The organism is Ruegeria atlantica, from assembly GCF_001458195.1.
Taxonomy (GTDB): domain Bacteria; phylum Pseudomonadota; class Alphaproteobacteria; order Rhodobacterales; family Rhodobacteraceae; genus Ruegeria; species Ruegeria atlantica.
Map to the genome: position 1 here is coordinate 1 of NZ_CYPU01000054.1, position 14,696 is coordinate 14,696.

The window sequence follows — 14,696 nt, forward strand, 5'->3', positions numbered from 1 at the left end:
CGATGAGAGTTGTCGGGAACGGTAGTCGGCAAAAGACCGGCCGCTGGCTGAACAATCGGGCCGAGAATTCCCATCTGCCATTTCGACGACGAGAACGTGCGATGCTCCGCTTCAGGCAAATGCGATGTTTGCAGAAGTTCGCCGCAGTTCATTCTTCCGTCCACAACCATTTCAATCAGGAACGCGCCCTCTACAGCAGAGACAATTTCAAGCTCAACCGCGCCGCTGCTCTCTCCGAGTGGCACCAACTTTGTTCAGCATAAGTTCCGGCATTTAGGGGTAAACATAGACTGGTTCGAATTGGTCTGACAGCAGCCGCACGGCTGCTCTCGCAGATTGGCGTCAAGTTTGTCCCGGATAGGTTTACGGTTTCTGCAGCAAACTGAGACTGGTTCGAATTAGTCTGACAGCACCTTCCTATCTCCTATGATCGTCTCAATCGAATTGCGAGGAAGATTTCTACAGTTGACATTCTCGTTCTAATATTGATAGAAATATTACAAGCTGCAATTAATTCCAACACTGAGAATATCAATCTTGTGGCACAAGCGGGGGTGACTTCATCCTTGTGAACCAAAGAACGGGAGGAATGTGAAATGAGGATCTTTGGGAAGGGGCCGCTGGTCTCTGGACTGCTTGCAACAGCAATCGTTGCGGCAACAAGTATTGGGGCGATGGCAGGAGAAGGTAAGCGCATTGCGTTCTTCGTGTCGGACCTTTCAAACGTTTTCCACCAGTCGCAAGCGTCGGCTGCCGAGAAATACGCCATGGACAAGTATGGTGCCGAGGTCGTGGTATTTGACGGTCAGGCCGATTCGGCTGTGATGACACAGAATGTCGACCAGATAGTCGCGGGTGGCTTTGATGCTGCAACGCTGCATATCTGGGACGCAGAAGCAGCGACGCCGGGCGTGAATGATGCGCTGGACGAAGGCATTGTCATGACCTCGTTCTTTAGCCCCATCACCGACACCGGTATTCCGACAGCCCGCAGCGACGAAGCCTCGGTTTCGTTCGAAATGGGTGCACAGATGGCGACCGCATGGAAGGAAGCACATCCTGACAAGCCGATAGTGATGGTACAGCTGGGCTGGCCGAACCACACCGAAGTGAACTCGGGCCGTACATCGCCATTCGTCGAAGGCGTTATGTCTGTTGATCCGGGTGCAGAAAATCTGGGTGCTCTGGACTCGAGCAAGGGTCAGGAAGCGGCCAAGCAGATCGTTGTTGACCTTCTGACCCAGCGCCCCGAAGTGAACCTGATTTATTCGGAAGCTTCGAACCTGACGGTTGGCACAATGGCCGGTCTGTCGCAGCTGGGTCGTGGCAAGTTCGAGGACGGTAAGCCGCTGACCGAGATCGTTGCAAGCGTCGACTTTGATGCGGTTGAATTCGACCAGGTGTTTGATCCGAATTCGAGCCTGAAGGTTTCGATGGGTCTGCCACCGCTGGAAACAGCTCAGGGTCGTATCGATCTGATCATGGACGTGCTGGACGGCAATGTTGAAGCCAAGGCAGAACCTGCGCAGGAATACTTCTACAAGGCCTATACGATTTCGTACTGGTCCATGGAAAAGGATGACGCGCAAGACTGGCTTAGTGCTCAATTCGGCGGCTAAGCTCGCAAAAAGGCACCCGGTGTCACCCCACTTGATCGCCGGGTGCCTTTATCCAGCCAAAACCAATACCCGGGCGGATCGCTGTGACCAGTGCCCACCAGTGCGACCTGATCTTTGATCCAAAGGACCTTGGAATGACCGGACCTCAGACACATACGGTTCTTTCGGTGAGCGGACTCACCAAAGATTACCCCGGTGTTCGCGCTGTTGACGATGTGAGCTTTGCCATTGAAGGCGGAACGGTTCACTGCCTTGTTGGCGAAAATGGCGCTGGCAAGTCGACCCTCGTCAAAATGCTGACTGGAGCGTTGGATCCCACGAGTGGTTCGATGTCGGTCAATGGAAACGAATACACTCCCAACAGTCCGCAGGACGCCCGGAAAGGCGGCGTCGCGACCTTGTTTCAGGAATTGCACGTCGTTGATGAACTCACCGTGCTGGAAAACCTGACCCTTGGTATGGAGCGCAGCTGGTTTGGGTTTCTTGTCAAATCCGAACTCGAGGAGCGCGCAGTCAAGACGCTGGCCGCGATTGAACCCTCGATTGATCCGTCGGCGCGTGTGTCGCGGCTAAGCGTTGCCCAGAAGCAGATTATTGAAATTGCCCGCGCAGCATCATCTGGCGCAAATATTATCATCATGGATGAACCCACAGCCGCCCTGTCTGAACGAGAGGTTGAAAGGCTGTTCGGCGTGATCCGCCGGTTGCGCGAAAACGACGTAACCGTGATTTACATATCGCACAAGCTGGACGAGATTTTCGAGCTGGGGGACAATGTAACGGTCCTGCGGGACGGCAAACACATTGTGACCAAGCCTTTGGCCGACGTTGACGGCCGTTCTGAGCTGATCGAGATGATGATCGGTCGTACGGTTTTCCAAAGCTATTCGCCGCGCGGAACTGTAGGGAACAAGGTGGTTCTGAAGGCGCAGGGGTTAACAACCAGCCTTTTGAAAGACGTGTCTTTTGACATCAAAGAGGGCGAAATCGTTGGGTTTTACGGCCTTGTCGGGGCAGGAAAAACCGAGATTGCTCGCGCGCTTTATGGGGCAGACTCGTTTGAGGGCGCGGTTGATTTCAAGGGTAAGCCGGTCGGGCGAACACCGACTGCGGCCATTGCCTCGGGCATTGCATTGGTGCCAGAAGAGCGCCGGACGCAGGGGCTTTTTACCAATCTGACCATTCGTGAAAACATCCCCGTGATGAACCTGCCAAGGGTGTCGCGCGGCGGTGTGTTCAAAGCCGCAGATGTACAGGATGCGGCCCATCAATATGTCGAGCAGCTGAGTATCGCCACGAGTTCAATCGAGAAGCACACAGAAAAGCTTTCGGGTGGAAATCAGCAAAAGGTGGTTTTTGCCAAGTGTCTGTTTTCAAACGCGGAACTTCTTTTGCTGGATGAGCCGACGAGGGGAGTTGATGTGGGTGCCAAGTCTGAGATCTATGACATCATCAAGGACCTTGCGGATCAGGGAAATGCCGTGGCGGTGTTTTCCTCGGAGCTCGAAGAAATTCTGGGAATCTGTGACCGTGTGTTCCTGATGTTTGACGGTCACCTGCAGGAAGAAATTCCCAACGGGCCGGATGTGGACATTTCTCATATCCTGAACGTGGTGACAGGCGGACAAGAAAGTGTAGCGCAATGAGTAGCTTGACCGAAAACATACCACAGTCCCTGCAGCGTGAAAAAATGAGTGATGAAGGCTTTATCACCTCGCTGGTTGTGATCGTGGCCGTGGCGCTGTTTTTGCTCGCCTCTTTGTTGGTGCCAAATTTCTTTCAATGGCAAAACGTCGTCAATCTTGTCACCAACAACTGGGCGGTGATTTCCCTAGGCATTTTCGTGTCCTTTCTGTTGGTGTCGGGCAATTTTGATCTGTCAGTCGGAGGGATCGTGGCGCTTTCAGGGGTGCTGTCGGTCTGGTTTGCCCAAAGTCCGGACGGGGCAAACGCCCTGTCCAGCGGGCTTGGAATGCCTTATCCGCTGGCGATCCTGTGCGCCCTGATTGGGGCCTTGGCCATCGGGGCGATGAATGCGCTGTTTGTGGTGCGGCTGGGAATTCCGTCGATCATTGTCACACTGGGGACCATGATGGTGGCACGCGGCATTGCGCAGGTCATCACCCAGGGGTCACAGCGCAATACAAACCTGCCGGATGAATTTGGATTTCTGGGGAACTTGACGATGTTCGGAACTTCGGTGAAGCTTCCGGTTGTTTTAATGCTGTTGCTTTTTCTTGTGGCCGTGTTTGTCGAGCGCAAGATGGTGTTTGGCCGGATCACATACTGGATCGGCGCGAACCCCGAAGCGGCGACCCTGTCGGGCATCAATCGCAGCTGGCATATCACCAAGCTTTATCTGTTCAGCGCCGCCGTAGCCGGCATGGTCGGGATCCTGCTGGCTTCCGAGTTCAAATCTGGTTTTTCCAACCGGGGCACGCTGATGGAGTTTGACGCTCTGGTCATCGCGCTGCTGGGCGGGATCGCCATCACTGGCGGGTTTGGATCCGTGATCGGTATGTTCTTTGGCGCCATCATCCTTGCGGTGGTGACGTCGGCGGCGACCGGAATGGTCCTGTCCCCGGACTGGCAGTTCATTCTCAAGGCAATTGCCGTCTTCCTCGCCATCGTAACGCAAACCTGGGCAGTTGCCCGTCGGAACAGGTGATCCGGATGTCGATGACTTCATACTCCAACCAGACGTCTTCCGCCGCGCGTTTCACGAGTTTTTTGCGGAACTACTATATCTATTTCGTGCTGGTCGCCGTGGTCGTGTTGCTGAGCACTGCCAACCTTGATCAGTTCGCATTGTTCGAGCGTGGGAACTTTCTCTACAAGCGCAATATCATCAACATCCTGAGGGTTTCGGCCCCGTTGCTGGTGATGGCAGGCGCCTTCACGCTTTTGATGGTCTCTGGCTATATCGACCTTTCCGTGGGCAGCGCCATGAGCCTGAGCGCGGTGGTCTATGCCATGCTCGCCATCAACGGCGTGCCGTTTATCCCGGCCTTTGCCCTGACCGTGCTGGTCGGCGTGTTGCTGGGGGCAGTCAATGGTTTTCTGGTGGTGAGGCTTAATATCACACCGGTCATTGCAACGCTGATCACGCTGAGCCTTTTCAAAGGTGTTGCCCTGTTGCTGGTGCAGGATGGTGTTTCGGCGATCAAATCGGGCAATTTTCTGAAGATCCCCGGTTGGTTCAACGATTATGGCCGCGCAAAAGTGCTGTTTGATCTGCCAGCTGCTTTTTGGGTGGCGGTCGCCGTGACGCTGGCGCTGATCGTTGTTCAGAACCGCGGTAAGCTGGGCAAATATGCCGCTGCGACCGGTGGCAACCCTACCGCCGCCAAGTTGTCTGGCATCAATACAGGAAGAACCGTTTTTCTGCTCTATGTCATTGTTGGGGCGTCCGCCGCACTGGCCGGGATTGCCCGCTCCAGCTTTATGTCACTGGGCGACCCGCTTTCTGGTGACGGCATGGAACTAACTGCTATTCTTGTGGTTTTGCTTGGGGGCACGGCCTTTAGCGGCGGCGAAGGTAAAGTCCTGCGGTCCTTTGTGGGTGCCCTGATCATCATGATGCTGACTGTTGGAATGCTGACAATTGTCCCTGCCTATTATCAGACGCTGGTTATCGGATCTGCGCTGCTCGCAGCCGCCGCGTCCAATCATCTTGTAAGCCGAAAAGGTAAAGAGTCGTGACCGTACAATCGCCAAACCCTGATCAAATGCGCCTGATCGCGCAGGTTCTTTCGCTTCACTATGAAGAAGGCCGGTTGCAGTCTCAGATTGCAAAGGAGCTGGCTCTGTCGACGGCCAAGGTAAATCGCCTGATCAAACAGGGGCGCGAGCTGGGCATGATCCAGATCACGATCAACAGCCCGTTGCTCAAATATTTCGATCTGGAACGCGAGATTGCCAAGCGCTGGAACCTCAAGAAATGTCTGGTTGTTTCATCGGTGACCGGCAGCCCTCAGGCGACACTGAACGAGGTTGGCAAAGGGGCGGCATCGCTGTTGATGGACAGTATCCGCGACGGCGACACGATCGCGATTTCGGGTGGCAAGACGCTGAGCACGATGATCGAGAACTTGTCTACCGCATCTAAATTCGATGTCCGGATTACGCCGCTGACCGGTGGTGTGCAGGGCCAGCACTATACGGATGTGAACCATCTGGCGACCGAGCTGGCGAACAAGCTTTCCGGGGAAGCAACGCTTATCCACGCGCCGCTTCATGCGACAACCGAAGAAGAACGGGATATCATCATGTCGCTGAAATCGGTTCAGGCCGTGATGGATCAGTCTCGGCAGGCCGATATTGCGATTGTCGGGATCGGGGCTGTGGCAGGGGCGGATTCGACCTATTACACCGCCCAGCCGGTATCCGAAGTGGAACGGCAGCGGCTTTATAAATCAGGGGTGCGCAGCGAATTCCTTGGGCATCTGATCCAGAAAGACGGCTCTGCCTCAGGCAACACCTATAATTCCCGGTTGGTTTCGATGCCGCCCAGGGATCTGGTGAATATCCCGGTGTCTATCGCCATCGCGTCCGGCCCGGAGAAGGTCGAACCCATCGCTGCTGCCTTGAACGGTGGTTATTTCAATTCGCTTGTCACTGATGAGCACACGGCAAACACGCTTTTGCACAAGGAGGCAGATTAATGGATGCAGTTCTCTCCAATGACATGTTGACCCGTGAGATCGGAAATTCCGGCATCCGGGCTTCGGCCATCGGACTTGGCACATGGGCCATTGGCGGCTGGATGTGGGGCGGCACCGTCGAAGCCGCATCGATCCGCGCCATTCAGGCGTCCATCGACAATGGGATCACGCTGATCGACACCGCGCCTGCCTATGGTCAGGGCCTGTCAGAAGAGATCGTTGGCAAAGCCATCAAAGGACGCCGCGATGAGATCGTGCTGGCCACCAAATGCGGACTGGTCTGGCATACGCAAAAGGGCAATCACTTTTTCGATTATGACGGCGCGCCAGTGCATCGCTATCTGGGCAAGGACGCGATTGTCTATGAGGTGGAGCAAAGCCTGAAGCGGTTGGGCACGGATGTGATCGACCACTACATCACCCATTGGCAGGATCCGACCACGTCGATCGACGAAACTATGGAAGCATTGGAACAGCTCAAGACACAGGGCAAGATCCGCTCGATCGGGGCGAGCAACACCAGCCCACAGGATGTCGCGCAGTATGTTCAGGCCGGACAGCTGGACGCTATTCAGGAAGAATACTCCATGGTCAAAAGGGATCTGGAGCAGTCCCTTGTTCCGGTTTGTCTTGAAAACAAGGTATCGATCCTGAGTTATTCCTCGTTGGCGCTGGGTTTGCTCAGCGGGAAAATCGGCCCGGACAGACAGTTTGGCGGCGATGACCAGCGCAAGGACAACCCGCGCTTTTCGATGGCGAACCGGGAAAAAGTGGCCGCATTGATGCAGGCCATCGAGCCGGTCGCAGATCACCATTCCGCCACCAAGGCACAGATTATCATCGCGTGGACACTTCAGCAGCCGGGGATCACCTTCTCGCTTTGCGGGGCGCGCAATGAACAACAGGCCGCCGAAAACGCAAAGGCCGGGCGCCTGCGTCTCAATGCGGCAGAAATTGAAACCATCAATGCCGCTGCGGCGGTCCATTTGACCAACCTGGACGGGTAGGCCTCGTCAAAATTGAAACACCAAACAGCGTTGCTTGCTTGGGCGGCGAACGGGAAAATTATGTCAAAGACACGTCAGGACAGATTAGATGCCATCGCACGCGATCCCGCGTTCGATGTCGTTGTGATTGGCGGTGGCGTGAATGGCATTGGCACATTTCGGGACTTGTCGCTGCAGGGCCTGCGCGTGCTGTTGGTCGAGCGCAATGACTTCAGCTCCGGCTGTAGTGCGGCCCCGTCACGGATGATCCATGGCGGACTGCGTTATCTGGAAAACGGCGAGTTCAGTCTGGTTCAGGAATCCCTGCGTGAACGCGACGTGCTTTTGTCGAATGCGGCCCATATGGTGCATCCTTTGCCGACCGTGGTCCCGGTTACCTCAGTGTTTTCAGGCATGTTCAATGCGGCGGCGGGGTTCTTTGGCTGGTCAGGCAAACCAGCGCGTCGGGGGGCCTTGCCGATCAAGCTTGGCCTGTCGCTTTATGATTGGATCACGCGCAAACGCCGCGCATTGCCACGTCATAAGTTTCACTCTGCTGCTGCCACACATCGTGAGTGGCCCGCACTCACCACGGCCGCCCGCTTTTCCGCGGTTTTCTATGACGCGGCGATTACCCATCCCGAACGTCTGTGCATCGAAATGATTGCGGACACAGAGGCCACAGCTTCCGAGTGCATCGCGGTGAATTATGCCGGGCTGACTCCGCTGGGCGATGGTTTTGTGCTGACGTGCCAGCGATCCGGCCGGAAACTGGCGGTCCAGCCGCGTACAATCGTCAACGCGACCGGCGCATGGCTCGATTCCACAGCCGCGTCGCTGGGGAATGGTGCTGCCGAGCGAATGGTGTCCGGAACCAAGGGCAGTCATGTGATCGTCGAGAACCAGCAGCTGTTAAAGGCGTTGAATGGCCACATGGTCTATTTCGAAAACGCCGATGGCCGGGTGTGCATCGCGTTTCCGTTTCAGGGAAATGTTCTTGCGGGGTCAACGGATATCCGGGTGGACAAGGCATGTCGCGTTCGTTGTGAGGACGACGAGATGGACTATATTCTCGGCTCTCTGCAATCGGTTTTTCCCGAGATCAATGTGTCGCCCGACGACGTTTTGTTCAGCTTTTCAGGCATTCGACCGTTGCCACAAAGTGATCAGGATTTCACCGGGCGCATTTCACGCGGGCATTTTATCAAGCGGCTCGATGGCAAAGTGCCCCAGTTCTGCATGATCGGCGGCAAGTGGACGACGTTCCGGGCCTTTGCCGAAGATGCTGCTGATCTGGTTTTGGCGGAATTGTCCCATGAAAGACGGTGCAAGACTGAGGCGCTCGCCATTGGCGGCGGGCGGGATTTCTTGCGGGGAGCAGGGGTGTTGGAACGCGATCTGGTGCAGAATTACGCAATCTCACCAGATCGCGCCACGCATCTTGTGAGCCATTACGGGTCTGCGGCTGCGGCTATGCAGGATGTCTGTTCAAACGGCACACCCGATGTACCGCTTGCCGTCGGATCGCCCTACTCAACGAACGAAATTGCCCACCTGATCCGCACAGAGCAGGTCGAGGATCTGTCAGACATCGTTCTGCGACGCACTGCCCTTGCGATCACCGGGGCCATTTCGATGGAACTGATCGAGGTGCTGGCCGAAATCCTCGCCGCTGAACGAGGCCTGTCCCCGAAAGAAATCGGCGATCAGCAGATCTGCCTGATCGAAGAATTGTCAGACTACTACGGCGTGTCGCCACAGATGCTGACCGAGCGAAATAATCAATGGAGAAAACAATGCGTGTAAGCACCAAAGCCCGCATGAACCGGATGTTCACCAATGGCGGCTGTCTGGATGTCGCGATTGATCACGGCGTCTGCAATGAACCCAGCTTCATGGTGGGGCTCGAAGATATGCCGGGCGTGATGGACACGCTGATCAAGGCCCGTCCGGACGCGATCCAATGCGCGTATGGGCATGCCGATCTTTTGCAGTCGCGCCCTGAAAAGGACAAGCCAGCGCTGGTGATGCGCATCGACATGGGCAACCCCTATAATGATCAGCGCCACAGTGTGATGTGGTCTCAGCTGCAAAGCGCGGATGAGCCGATCCTCGGCGCGATCGAAATGGATGCGGCGGCTGTGGTCGTAAACCTGTTCATGCTGCCCGACGAACCGGAATTATTCCGCCAGTGTGTCGACAATATTTCCCGCGTGCGCGAGGCCTGCCGCAAGTACGGTATGCCGCTGATGATCGAACCGTTGGTGATGCTGCCCAATGACGTGCGCGGCGGGTATCAGGTGGACGGTGATGCCGAAAAGATCGTGACGCTGGTGCGGCTGGCTTCGGAAATGGGGGCGGATATCATCAAAGCCGACCCAACTGAGAAAGCAGAAGATTTCCACCGGGTGATCGAAGCCGCGCGGGTGCCGGTTCTGGTGCGGGGTGGCGGCAAGGAAGACCTCAAAACCGTGCTGATGAAATCCGCCGCGCTTTTGGCGCAGGGCGCTCAGGGGATGGTTTATGGCCGCAATATCTATCAGCATGACAACCCAAAGGCTGTTGTGGCGGGGCTCATGGCGATGATCCATGACGGCGTCGGCGGCGAAGAAGCGTGGGACATTTATAATCGTGGCTGATCACAAGAAATATCTGTTGGGGCTTGATGCCGGGAATACCGTGATCAAGGCCGTGTTGTTCGATCTGGAAGGCAACCAGATCGCGATGCACGCGCTGGACGGGCAGTCGTCGACGCCTGCGCCGGGGCGTGTCGAGCGGGACCTGAACGAACTTTGGGCCAATGCGGGCGAGGCGATCAGCGGCTGTGTGGCCGCGGCAGGTATTGACGCGGCAGACATTGCGGCCATCGGCTGTGCAGGGCACGGCAACGGATTGTATCTGTTGGACAAATCCGGCGCACCGTTGGTGGGTATTCAGTCTCTGGACAACCGCGCGGCGGAGTTGGCATCAGAACTGGCAGCGGCGCATGGTGACCGGTTTCACGAGATCTGCCTGCAAAAACCATGGCCCTCACAGACGCCAACACTTTTGGCGTGGATCAAGCGTTACGAGCCCGAAATCTATGCCAACACAGGTACGGTTCTGCTGTGTAAGGATTTCATAACCCACAAGCTGACGGGCGCACGGGTAAGCGACATCTCGGATATGTCGGGCTGTGGCCTGACCAGGATGCCGGACTGCAGCTATGACGACGAATTGCTGGCGCTTTACGGGCTGGAGGACGCGAAATCGCTGTTGCCGCGTTTGATCGATCCGGCAGATGTGGCCGGGACCGTGAGCGAAGAGGCCGCCGCCCAGACTGGGCTGGCCGTTGGCACGCCGGTTGTTGGGGGGTATTTCGACGTTGTGTCCAGCGCGCTTGGCTCTGGCGTTATTAAGCCCGGAGAAGCGTCGATAATCGCAGGCACATGGAGCATCAATCAGGTGTTTTCAGAGTCGCCAGTGGTGGATCAATTGGTCTTTATGGCGTCGGGTTTCGCGCCGGACCGTTTCGTCAATATCGAGGCCAGCGCAACCTCTGCCGCCAATTTGGAGTGGTATGTGCGCGAACTGGTGGAACGTAGTGCGCATCACGACGATCCGTTTGGCTATTGCAATGATAAGGTCGGCGAGGTTGCGCCGCAGTCGGATGATCCCTTCTTTCATCCTTTCCTTTACGGTTCGGGGCAGGGGGCGGAATTCCGTGCCGGGTTTTATGGGCTTGCCGGCTGGCATGGAGAGGGGCACATGCTGCGCGCGCTGTTCGAAGGTGTGGTGTTTGAACACCGCCGCCACATCGAAACCCTCAAACAGGCAGGTGTCGCGTTTGATCGCGCCATTCTGTCGGGCGGCGGGTCGCGCAGTCCGCACTGGCCACAGATGTTTGCCGATTGCCTTGGGGTTCCGATCACGGCGGCCGAGGCACAGGAGACCGGCGCGCTGGGGGCTGTCATTGGGGCGGCCACCGCTGTGGGTATTGTCGAAAACTACGAAGACGGTATTGCCCGCATGACCCGTGCCAAACAGACCTGTCAGCCGAACCCTGACATGCAAGGCCACTATGACAGCCGTTACCAAACTTATCTCACACTTACCGAGGCAATGCGCGATCTGTGGACCCGCATGCAATCAAAGGATACCTGACCTATGAAAGCCGTAGGATTTCTGAACTCTCTGCCGATCGAGGCCGAGGACTGCCTGTTTGACTGCGACCTGCCCACACCGGATTTGCGCGATGCAGATCTGCTGGTGCGGATCGAGGCGATCTCGGTCAATCCCGCCGACGCCAAGCGCCGTATTCGAACAGCTGTCGATGCGCCACATGAAGAGCCATTTATTCTTGGCTATGATGCCGTGGGCATTGTCGAAGCCATGGGACCGGACGTGTCCGGCTTCATCAAAGGGGATCGCGTCTGGTACGCGGGTGATGCGAACCGCGCGGGGTCATATGCCGAACTTCAGGCTGTGGATCATCGGGTTGCTTCTGTTGCGCCACGATCGATTGAGCCCGCCTCGGCAGCGTCGCTGCCACTGGTGTCATTGACGGCGTGGGAAATGCTGTTTGACCGGCTTCAGGTGTCGACGGATGAAAACGCAGGCACTCTGCTTGTTGTCGGTGGTGCAGGTGGCGTTGGCTCGATCACCACGCAGTTGGCGCGCAAGCTAACGGGGCTTGAAATTCTTGCTACAGCGTCGCGCCCCGAAAGTGCCGACTGGTGCCAAAAAATGGGCGCGCATTATGTGGTGAACCATCGTGATCTGATCACCGAAACGCGCGCTACGGGGCACGAGTTTGTCGACTACATCGCGCAATATGCCGATCTGGCGCAGCACTGGGACGCCAAGTGTGAACTGATTGCACCACAGGGGCGGATCGGCACGATTGTCGAGACCGAAGAGAAGCTTGATATCTCGGCGCTTCAGGGCAAATCCGCTGCCCTGATGTGGGAATTGATGTTCACGCGCACGCTTTTCAGCACGGCAGACATGGCGCAACAGGGCGCAATCCTGTCCCGCATGTCGCGGCTGGTGGATGATGGCATCATCTCGTCAACCGACACCAAAACGCTGAACGGACTGTCTGCAAAGACCCTCAAAGAAGCACATAAAATCATTGAAACCGGTGCCATGATTGGCAAGATGGTCATCGCCTTTTGAGGGGAAAAAATTGGCACAGAGCGAGGATCTAGACGGTCAGTACGACTATGTCATTGTCGGTGCCGGAACGGCAGGCTGCGTGCTTGCCAACCGGTTGACCGAGAACCCGAATACGCGGGTCCTGCTTTTGGAGGCCGGGAAGTCGGACAGTTACCACTGGGTGAAAATCCCGGTGGGTTATCTTTATTGCATTGGCAACCCGCGGACCGACTGGATGATGAAAACCGCCAATGAGCCGGGGTTGAACGGGCGCAGCCTTGTATATCCGCGCGGCAAGGTTCTGGGTGGCTGCACGTCTGTGAACGGCATGATCTATATGCGCGGACAGGCGGCGGATTACGACCATTGGCGGCAGTTGGGAAATCCCGGTTGGGGCTGGGATGATGTGCTGCCGTATTTCCTGAAATCAGAAGACCATCATGAAGGTGGCACGGACAAGCACGCAAGTGGCGGCGAGTGGAAGGTTCAGACCCAGAAACTCAGCTGGGACATTCTGAAAGCTGTCCAGACCGGCGCGCAGGAATTCGGCATCATGCCGCGCGCCGATTTCAATGACGGAAACAACGAAGGTTCAGGCTTTTTCGAGGTCAATCAAAAGGACGGGGTGCGGTGGAGCACAGCGCGCGGATTTCTGCGACCGGCGATGAAGCGACCCAACCTAAGGGTGATGACAGAGGCCACGATAGACACCCTGATCCTTGAAGGGAAATCCGTGCGCGGTGTGCGGTTCCACCACAAGGGACGCGCGCTGGAGGTACGGGTAGACAGCGAGGTTCTGCTGGCGGCAGGCGCGATCAATTCGCCAAAAATTCTGGAGCTGTCGGGGATTGGACGCGGCGATATTCTGTCAGACCACGGCATTGAAATTCTGCATGAAAGCAATGGCGTAGGAGAAAACCTACAAGACCATCTGCAAATCAGAACTGTGTTTAAGGTAAAAGGCGCAAAGACCCTCAATACCATGGCCAACAGCCTGATCGGCAAAGCCCGGATTGGGTTGCAATATGCGCTGACCCAATCGGGGCCGATGTCCATGGCCCCGAGCCAGTTTGGCATGTTCACCAAATCGAACCCCGATCTGGAAACGCCGGATCTCGAATACCACGTTCAGCCATTGTCGACCGACAAGCTGGGTGATCCGTTGCATCCGTTCCCGGCAATTACCGTGTCGGTCTGCAACCTGCGCCCTGACAGTGTTGGCCACTGTCATATTTCCAGCACAGACACCGCGATCCAGCCCGAGATCCGCCTGAACTACCTGTCTGCAGAGCGCGACAAGGCCGTCGCAGTTATGTCGGTCAAACAGGCGCGCAAGATCATGGGTGCCAAGGCACTTTCGGCCTATGAACCCGAGGAGATCCTGCCCGGTCCCAAGGTTTCAAGCGAAGCGGAATTGCTGAAATCCGTAGGCGACATCGCGACAACCATCTTTCACCCGGTTGGCACCTGTCGGATGGGCGTGGATCCAGAAGCAGTTGTGGATCCGAATTTGCGCGTCAACGGGCTCCGGGGCCTGCGTATCGTCGACGCATCCATTATGCCGAAAATTGTGTCGGGCAACACTGCGTCACCGGTTGTCATGATCGCCGAAAAAGCCGCAGCAATGATAGTGCGCGGAGATTGATGAATAAGCAGACACGAATGGGGCACTGTCAGAAGAACTTGTCTTGAGGCGGGCAGGGCGAGCACTTAGCGTCGCAGGATGACAAGACGCAGCCCTTTTCGCTACTTCAAGACGAGCCCCGAGATCATCCGTCTGGCCGTCATGATGTATGTTCGGTTTCCGCTTTCGCTTCGCAATGTTGAAGATCTTTTGCACGAGCGCGGCATCGAGATCAGCCACGAAACTGTGCGTTATTGGTGGAACAGATTTGGCCCGATATTCGCGGCAGAGATCCGCAGAAACAGGGTCAATCGGATGCGGTCTTATTCGAACTGGCAGTGGCATCTGGACGAGGTCTTCGTGAAGATCAATGGCGAGACGCACTACCTATGGCGGGCTGTGGATTACGAAGGCGAAGTGCTGGAAGGTCTTGTCAGAAGAACTTTGCTTGAGTGGGGCAGGGTGGTTGCGTAGTTTTTGCCCATGACCAATCCTACCTCTTTCAAGTATTTCAAAACCAGCCCTGAGATCATTCGCCTTGCAGTGATGCTGTACATCCGTTTCCCGCTCTCGCTTCGGAATGTCGAAGATCTGCTGCATGAGCGAGGCATCGACGTGAGCCACGAAACTGTCCGATATTGGTGGAACAGGTTTGGCCCGATATTTG

At 56.3% G+C, this 14,696-nt stretch carries 12 protein-coding genes and 2 pseudogenes; all 14 read left to right on the forward strand.

All coding sequences use genetic code 11. From position 1 onward, the window contains the following. A partial coding sequence (locus RUA4292_RS24130; RefSeq protein ID WP_145974983.1) for a DDE-type integrase/transposase/recombinase occupies window positions 1-263 on the forward strand: 263 nt, incomplete at its 5' end. A 333-nt stretch (window positions 264-596) separates the two neighbouring features. After that, window positions 597-1,619 carry a sugar ABC transporter substrate-binding protein gene (locus RUA4292_RS15950; RefSeq protein ID WP_058271420.1) on the forward strand — a complete coding sequence of 341 codons (1,023 nt, stop codon included), beginning with the start codon at window positions 597-599 and terminating at the stop codon, window positions 1,617-1,619. Between the two features lie 134 nt (window positions 1,620-1,753). Further along, entirely contained in the window at window positions 1,754-3,265 is a 1,512-nt protein-coding gene (locus RUA4292_RS15955) for a sugar ABC transporter ATP-binding protein (RefSeq protein WP_058278507.1), read from the forward strand. Then, the gene (locus RUA4292_RS15960; RefSeq protein ID WP_058278499.1) at window positions 3,262-4,287 is read left to right on the forward strand and encodes an ABC transporter permease; all 1,026 of its coding nucleotides are present in this window, start codon (window positions 3,262-3,264) and stop codon (window positions 4,285-4,287) included. The genes RUA4292_RS15955 and RUA4292_RS15960 overlap by 4 nt, the downstream gene beginning before the upstream one ends. 5 nt (window positions 4,288-4,292) lie before the next feature. Further along, window positions 4,293-5,321 carry an ABC transporter permease gene (locus tag RUA4292_RS15965; RefSeq protein ID WP_058278500.1) on the forward strand — a complete coding sequence of 343 codons (1,029 nt, stop codon included), beginning with the start codon at window positions 4,293-4,295 and terminating at the stop codon, window positions 5,319-5,321. Next, the gene (locus RUA4292_RS15970) at window positions 5,318-6,283 is read left to right on the forward strand and encodes a sugar-binding transcriptional regulator (RefSeq protein ID WP_145974984.1); all 966 of its coding nucleotides are present in this window, start codon (window positions 5,318-5,320) and stop codon (window positions 6,281-6,283) included. Before RUA4292_RS15965 ends, RUA4292_RS15970 begins: the two co-directional genes overlap by 4 nt. Further along, window positions 6,283-7,290, forward strand: coding sequence for an aldo/keto reductase (locus RUA4292_RS15975; protein ID WP_058271425.1), 1,008 nt, complete (start codon window positions 6,283-6,285; stop codon window positions 7,288-7,290). Before RUA4292_RS15970 ends, RUA4292_RS15975 begins: the two co-directional genes overlap by 1 nt. A gap of 60 nt (window positions 7,291-7,350) precedes the next feature. Next, the gene (locus RUA4292_RS15980) at window positions 7,351-9,075 is read left to right on the forward strand and encodes a glycerol-3-phosphate dehydrogenase/oxidase (RefSeq protein ID WP_058278502.1); all 1,725 of its coding nucleotides are present in this window, start codon (window positions 7,351-7,353) and stop codon (window positions 9,073-9,075) included. Continuing rightward, the gene (locus RUA4292_RS15985) at window positions 9,066-9,908 is read left to right on the forward strand and encodes a class I fructose-bisphosphate aldolase (RefSeq protein WP_058278503.1); all 843 of its coding nucleotides are present in this window, start codon (window positions 9,066-9,068) and stop codon (window positions 9,906-9,908) included. Before RUA4292_RS15980 ends, RUA4292_RS15985 begins: the two co-directional genes overlap by 10 nt. Further along, a complete protein-coding gene (locus RUA4292_RS15990; protein ID WP_058278504.1) occupies window positions 9,901-11,412 on the forward strand; it encodes an FGGY-family carbohydrate kinase in 1,512 nt (503 codons plus the stop codon). Before RUA4292_RS15985 ends, RUA4292_RS15990 begins: the two co-directional genes overlap by 8 nt. 3 nt (window positions 11,413-11,415) lie before the next feature. Next, window positions 11,416-12,426, forward strand: a complete 1,011-nt coding sequence (locus RUA4292_RS15995; protein ID WP_058278505.1) for a zinc-binding alcohol dehydrogenase family protein — start codon at window positions 11,416-11,418, stop codon at window positions 12,424-12,426. Window positions 12,427-12,436: 10 nt separating this feature from the next. Then, window positions 12,437-14,050 carry a GMC family oxidoreductase gene (locus RUA4292_RS16000; RefSeq protein WP_058278506.1) on the forward strand — a complete coding sequence of 538 codons (1,614 nt, stop codon included), beginning with the start codon at window positions 12,437-12,439 and terminating at the stop codon, window positions 14,048-14,050. 78 nt (window positions 14,051-14,128) lie between these two features. Further along, window positions 14,129-14,467: pseudogene (locus RUA4292_RS16005) on the forward strand (IS6 family transposase); the annotation flags it as partial. A gap of 45 nt (window positions 14,468-14,512) precedes the next feature. Beyond that, window positions 14,513-14,696 (forward strand): annotated as a pseudogene (locus RUA4292_RS16010) (IS6 family transposase); the annotation flags it as partial.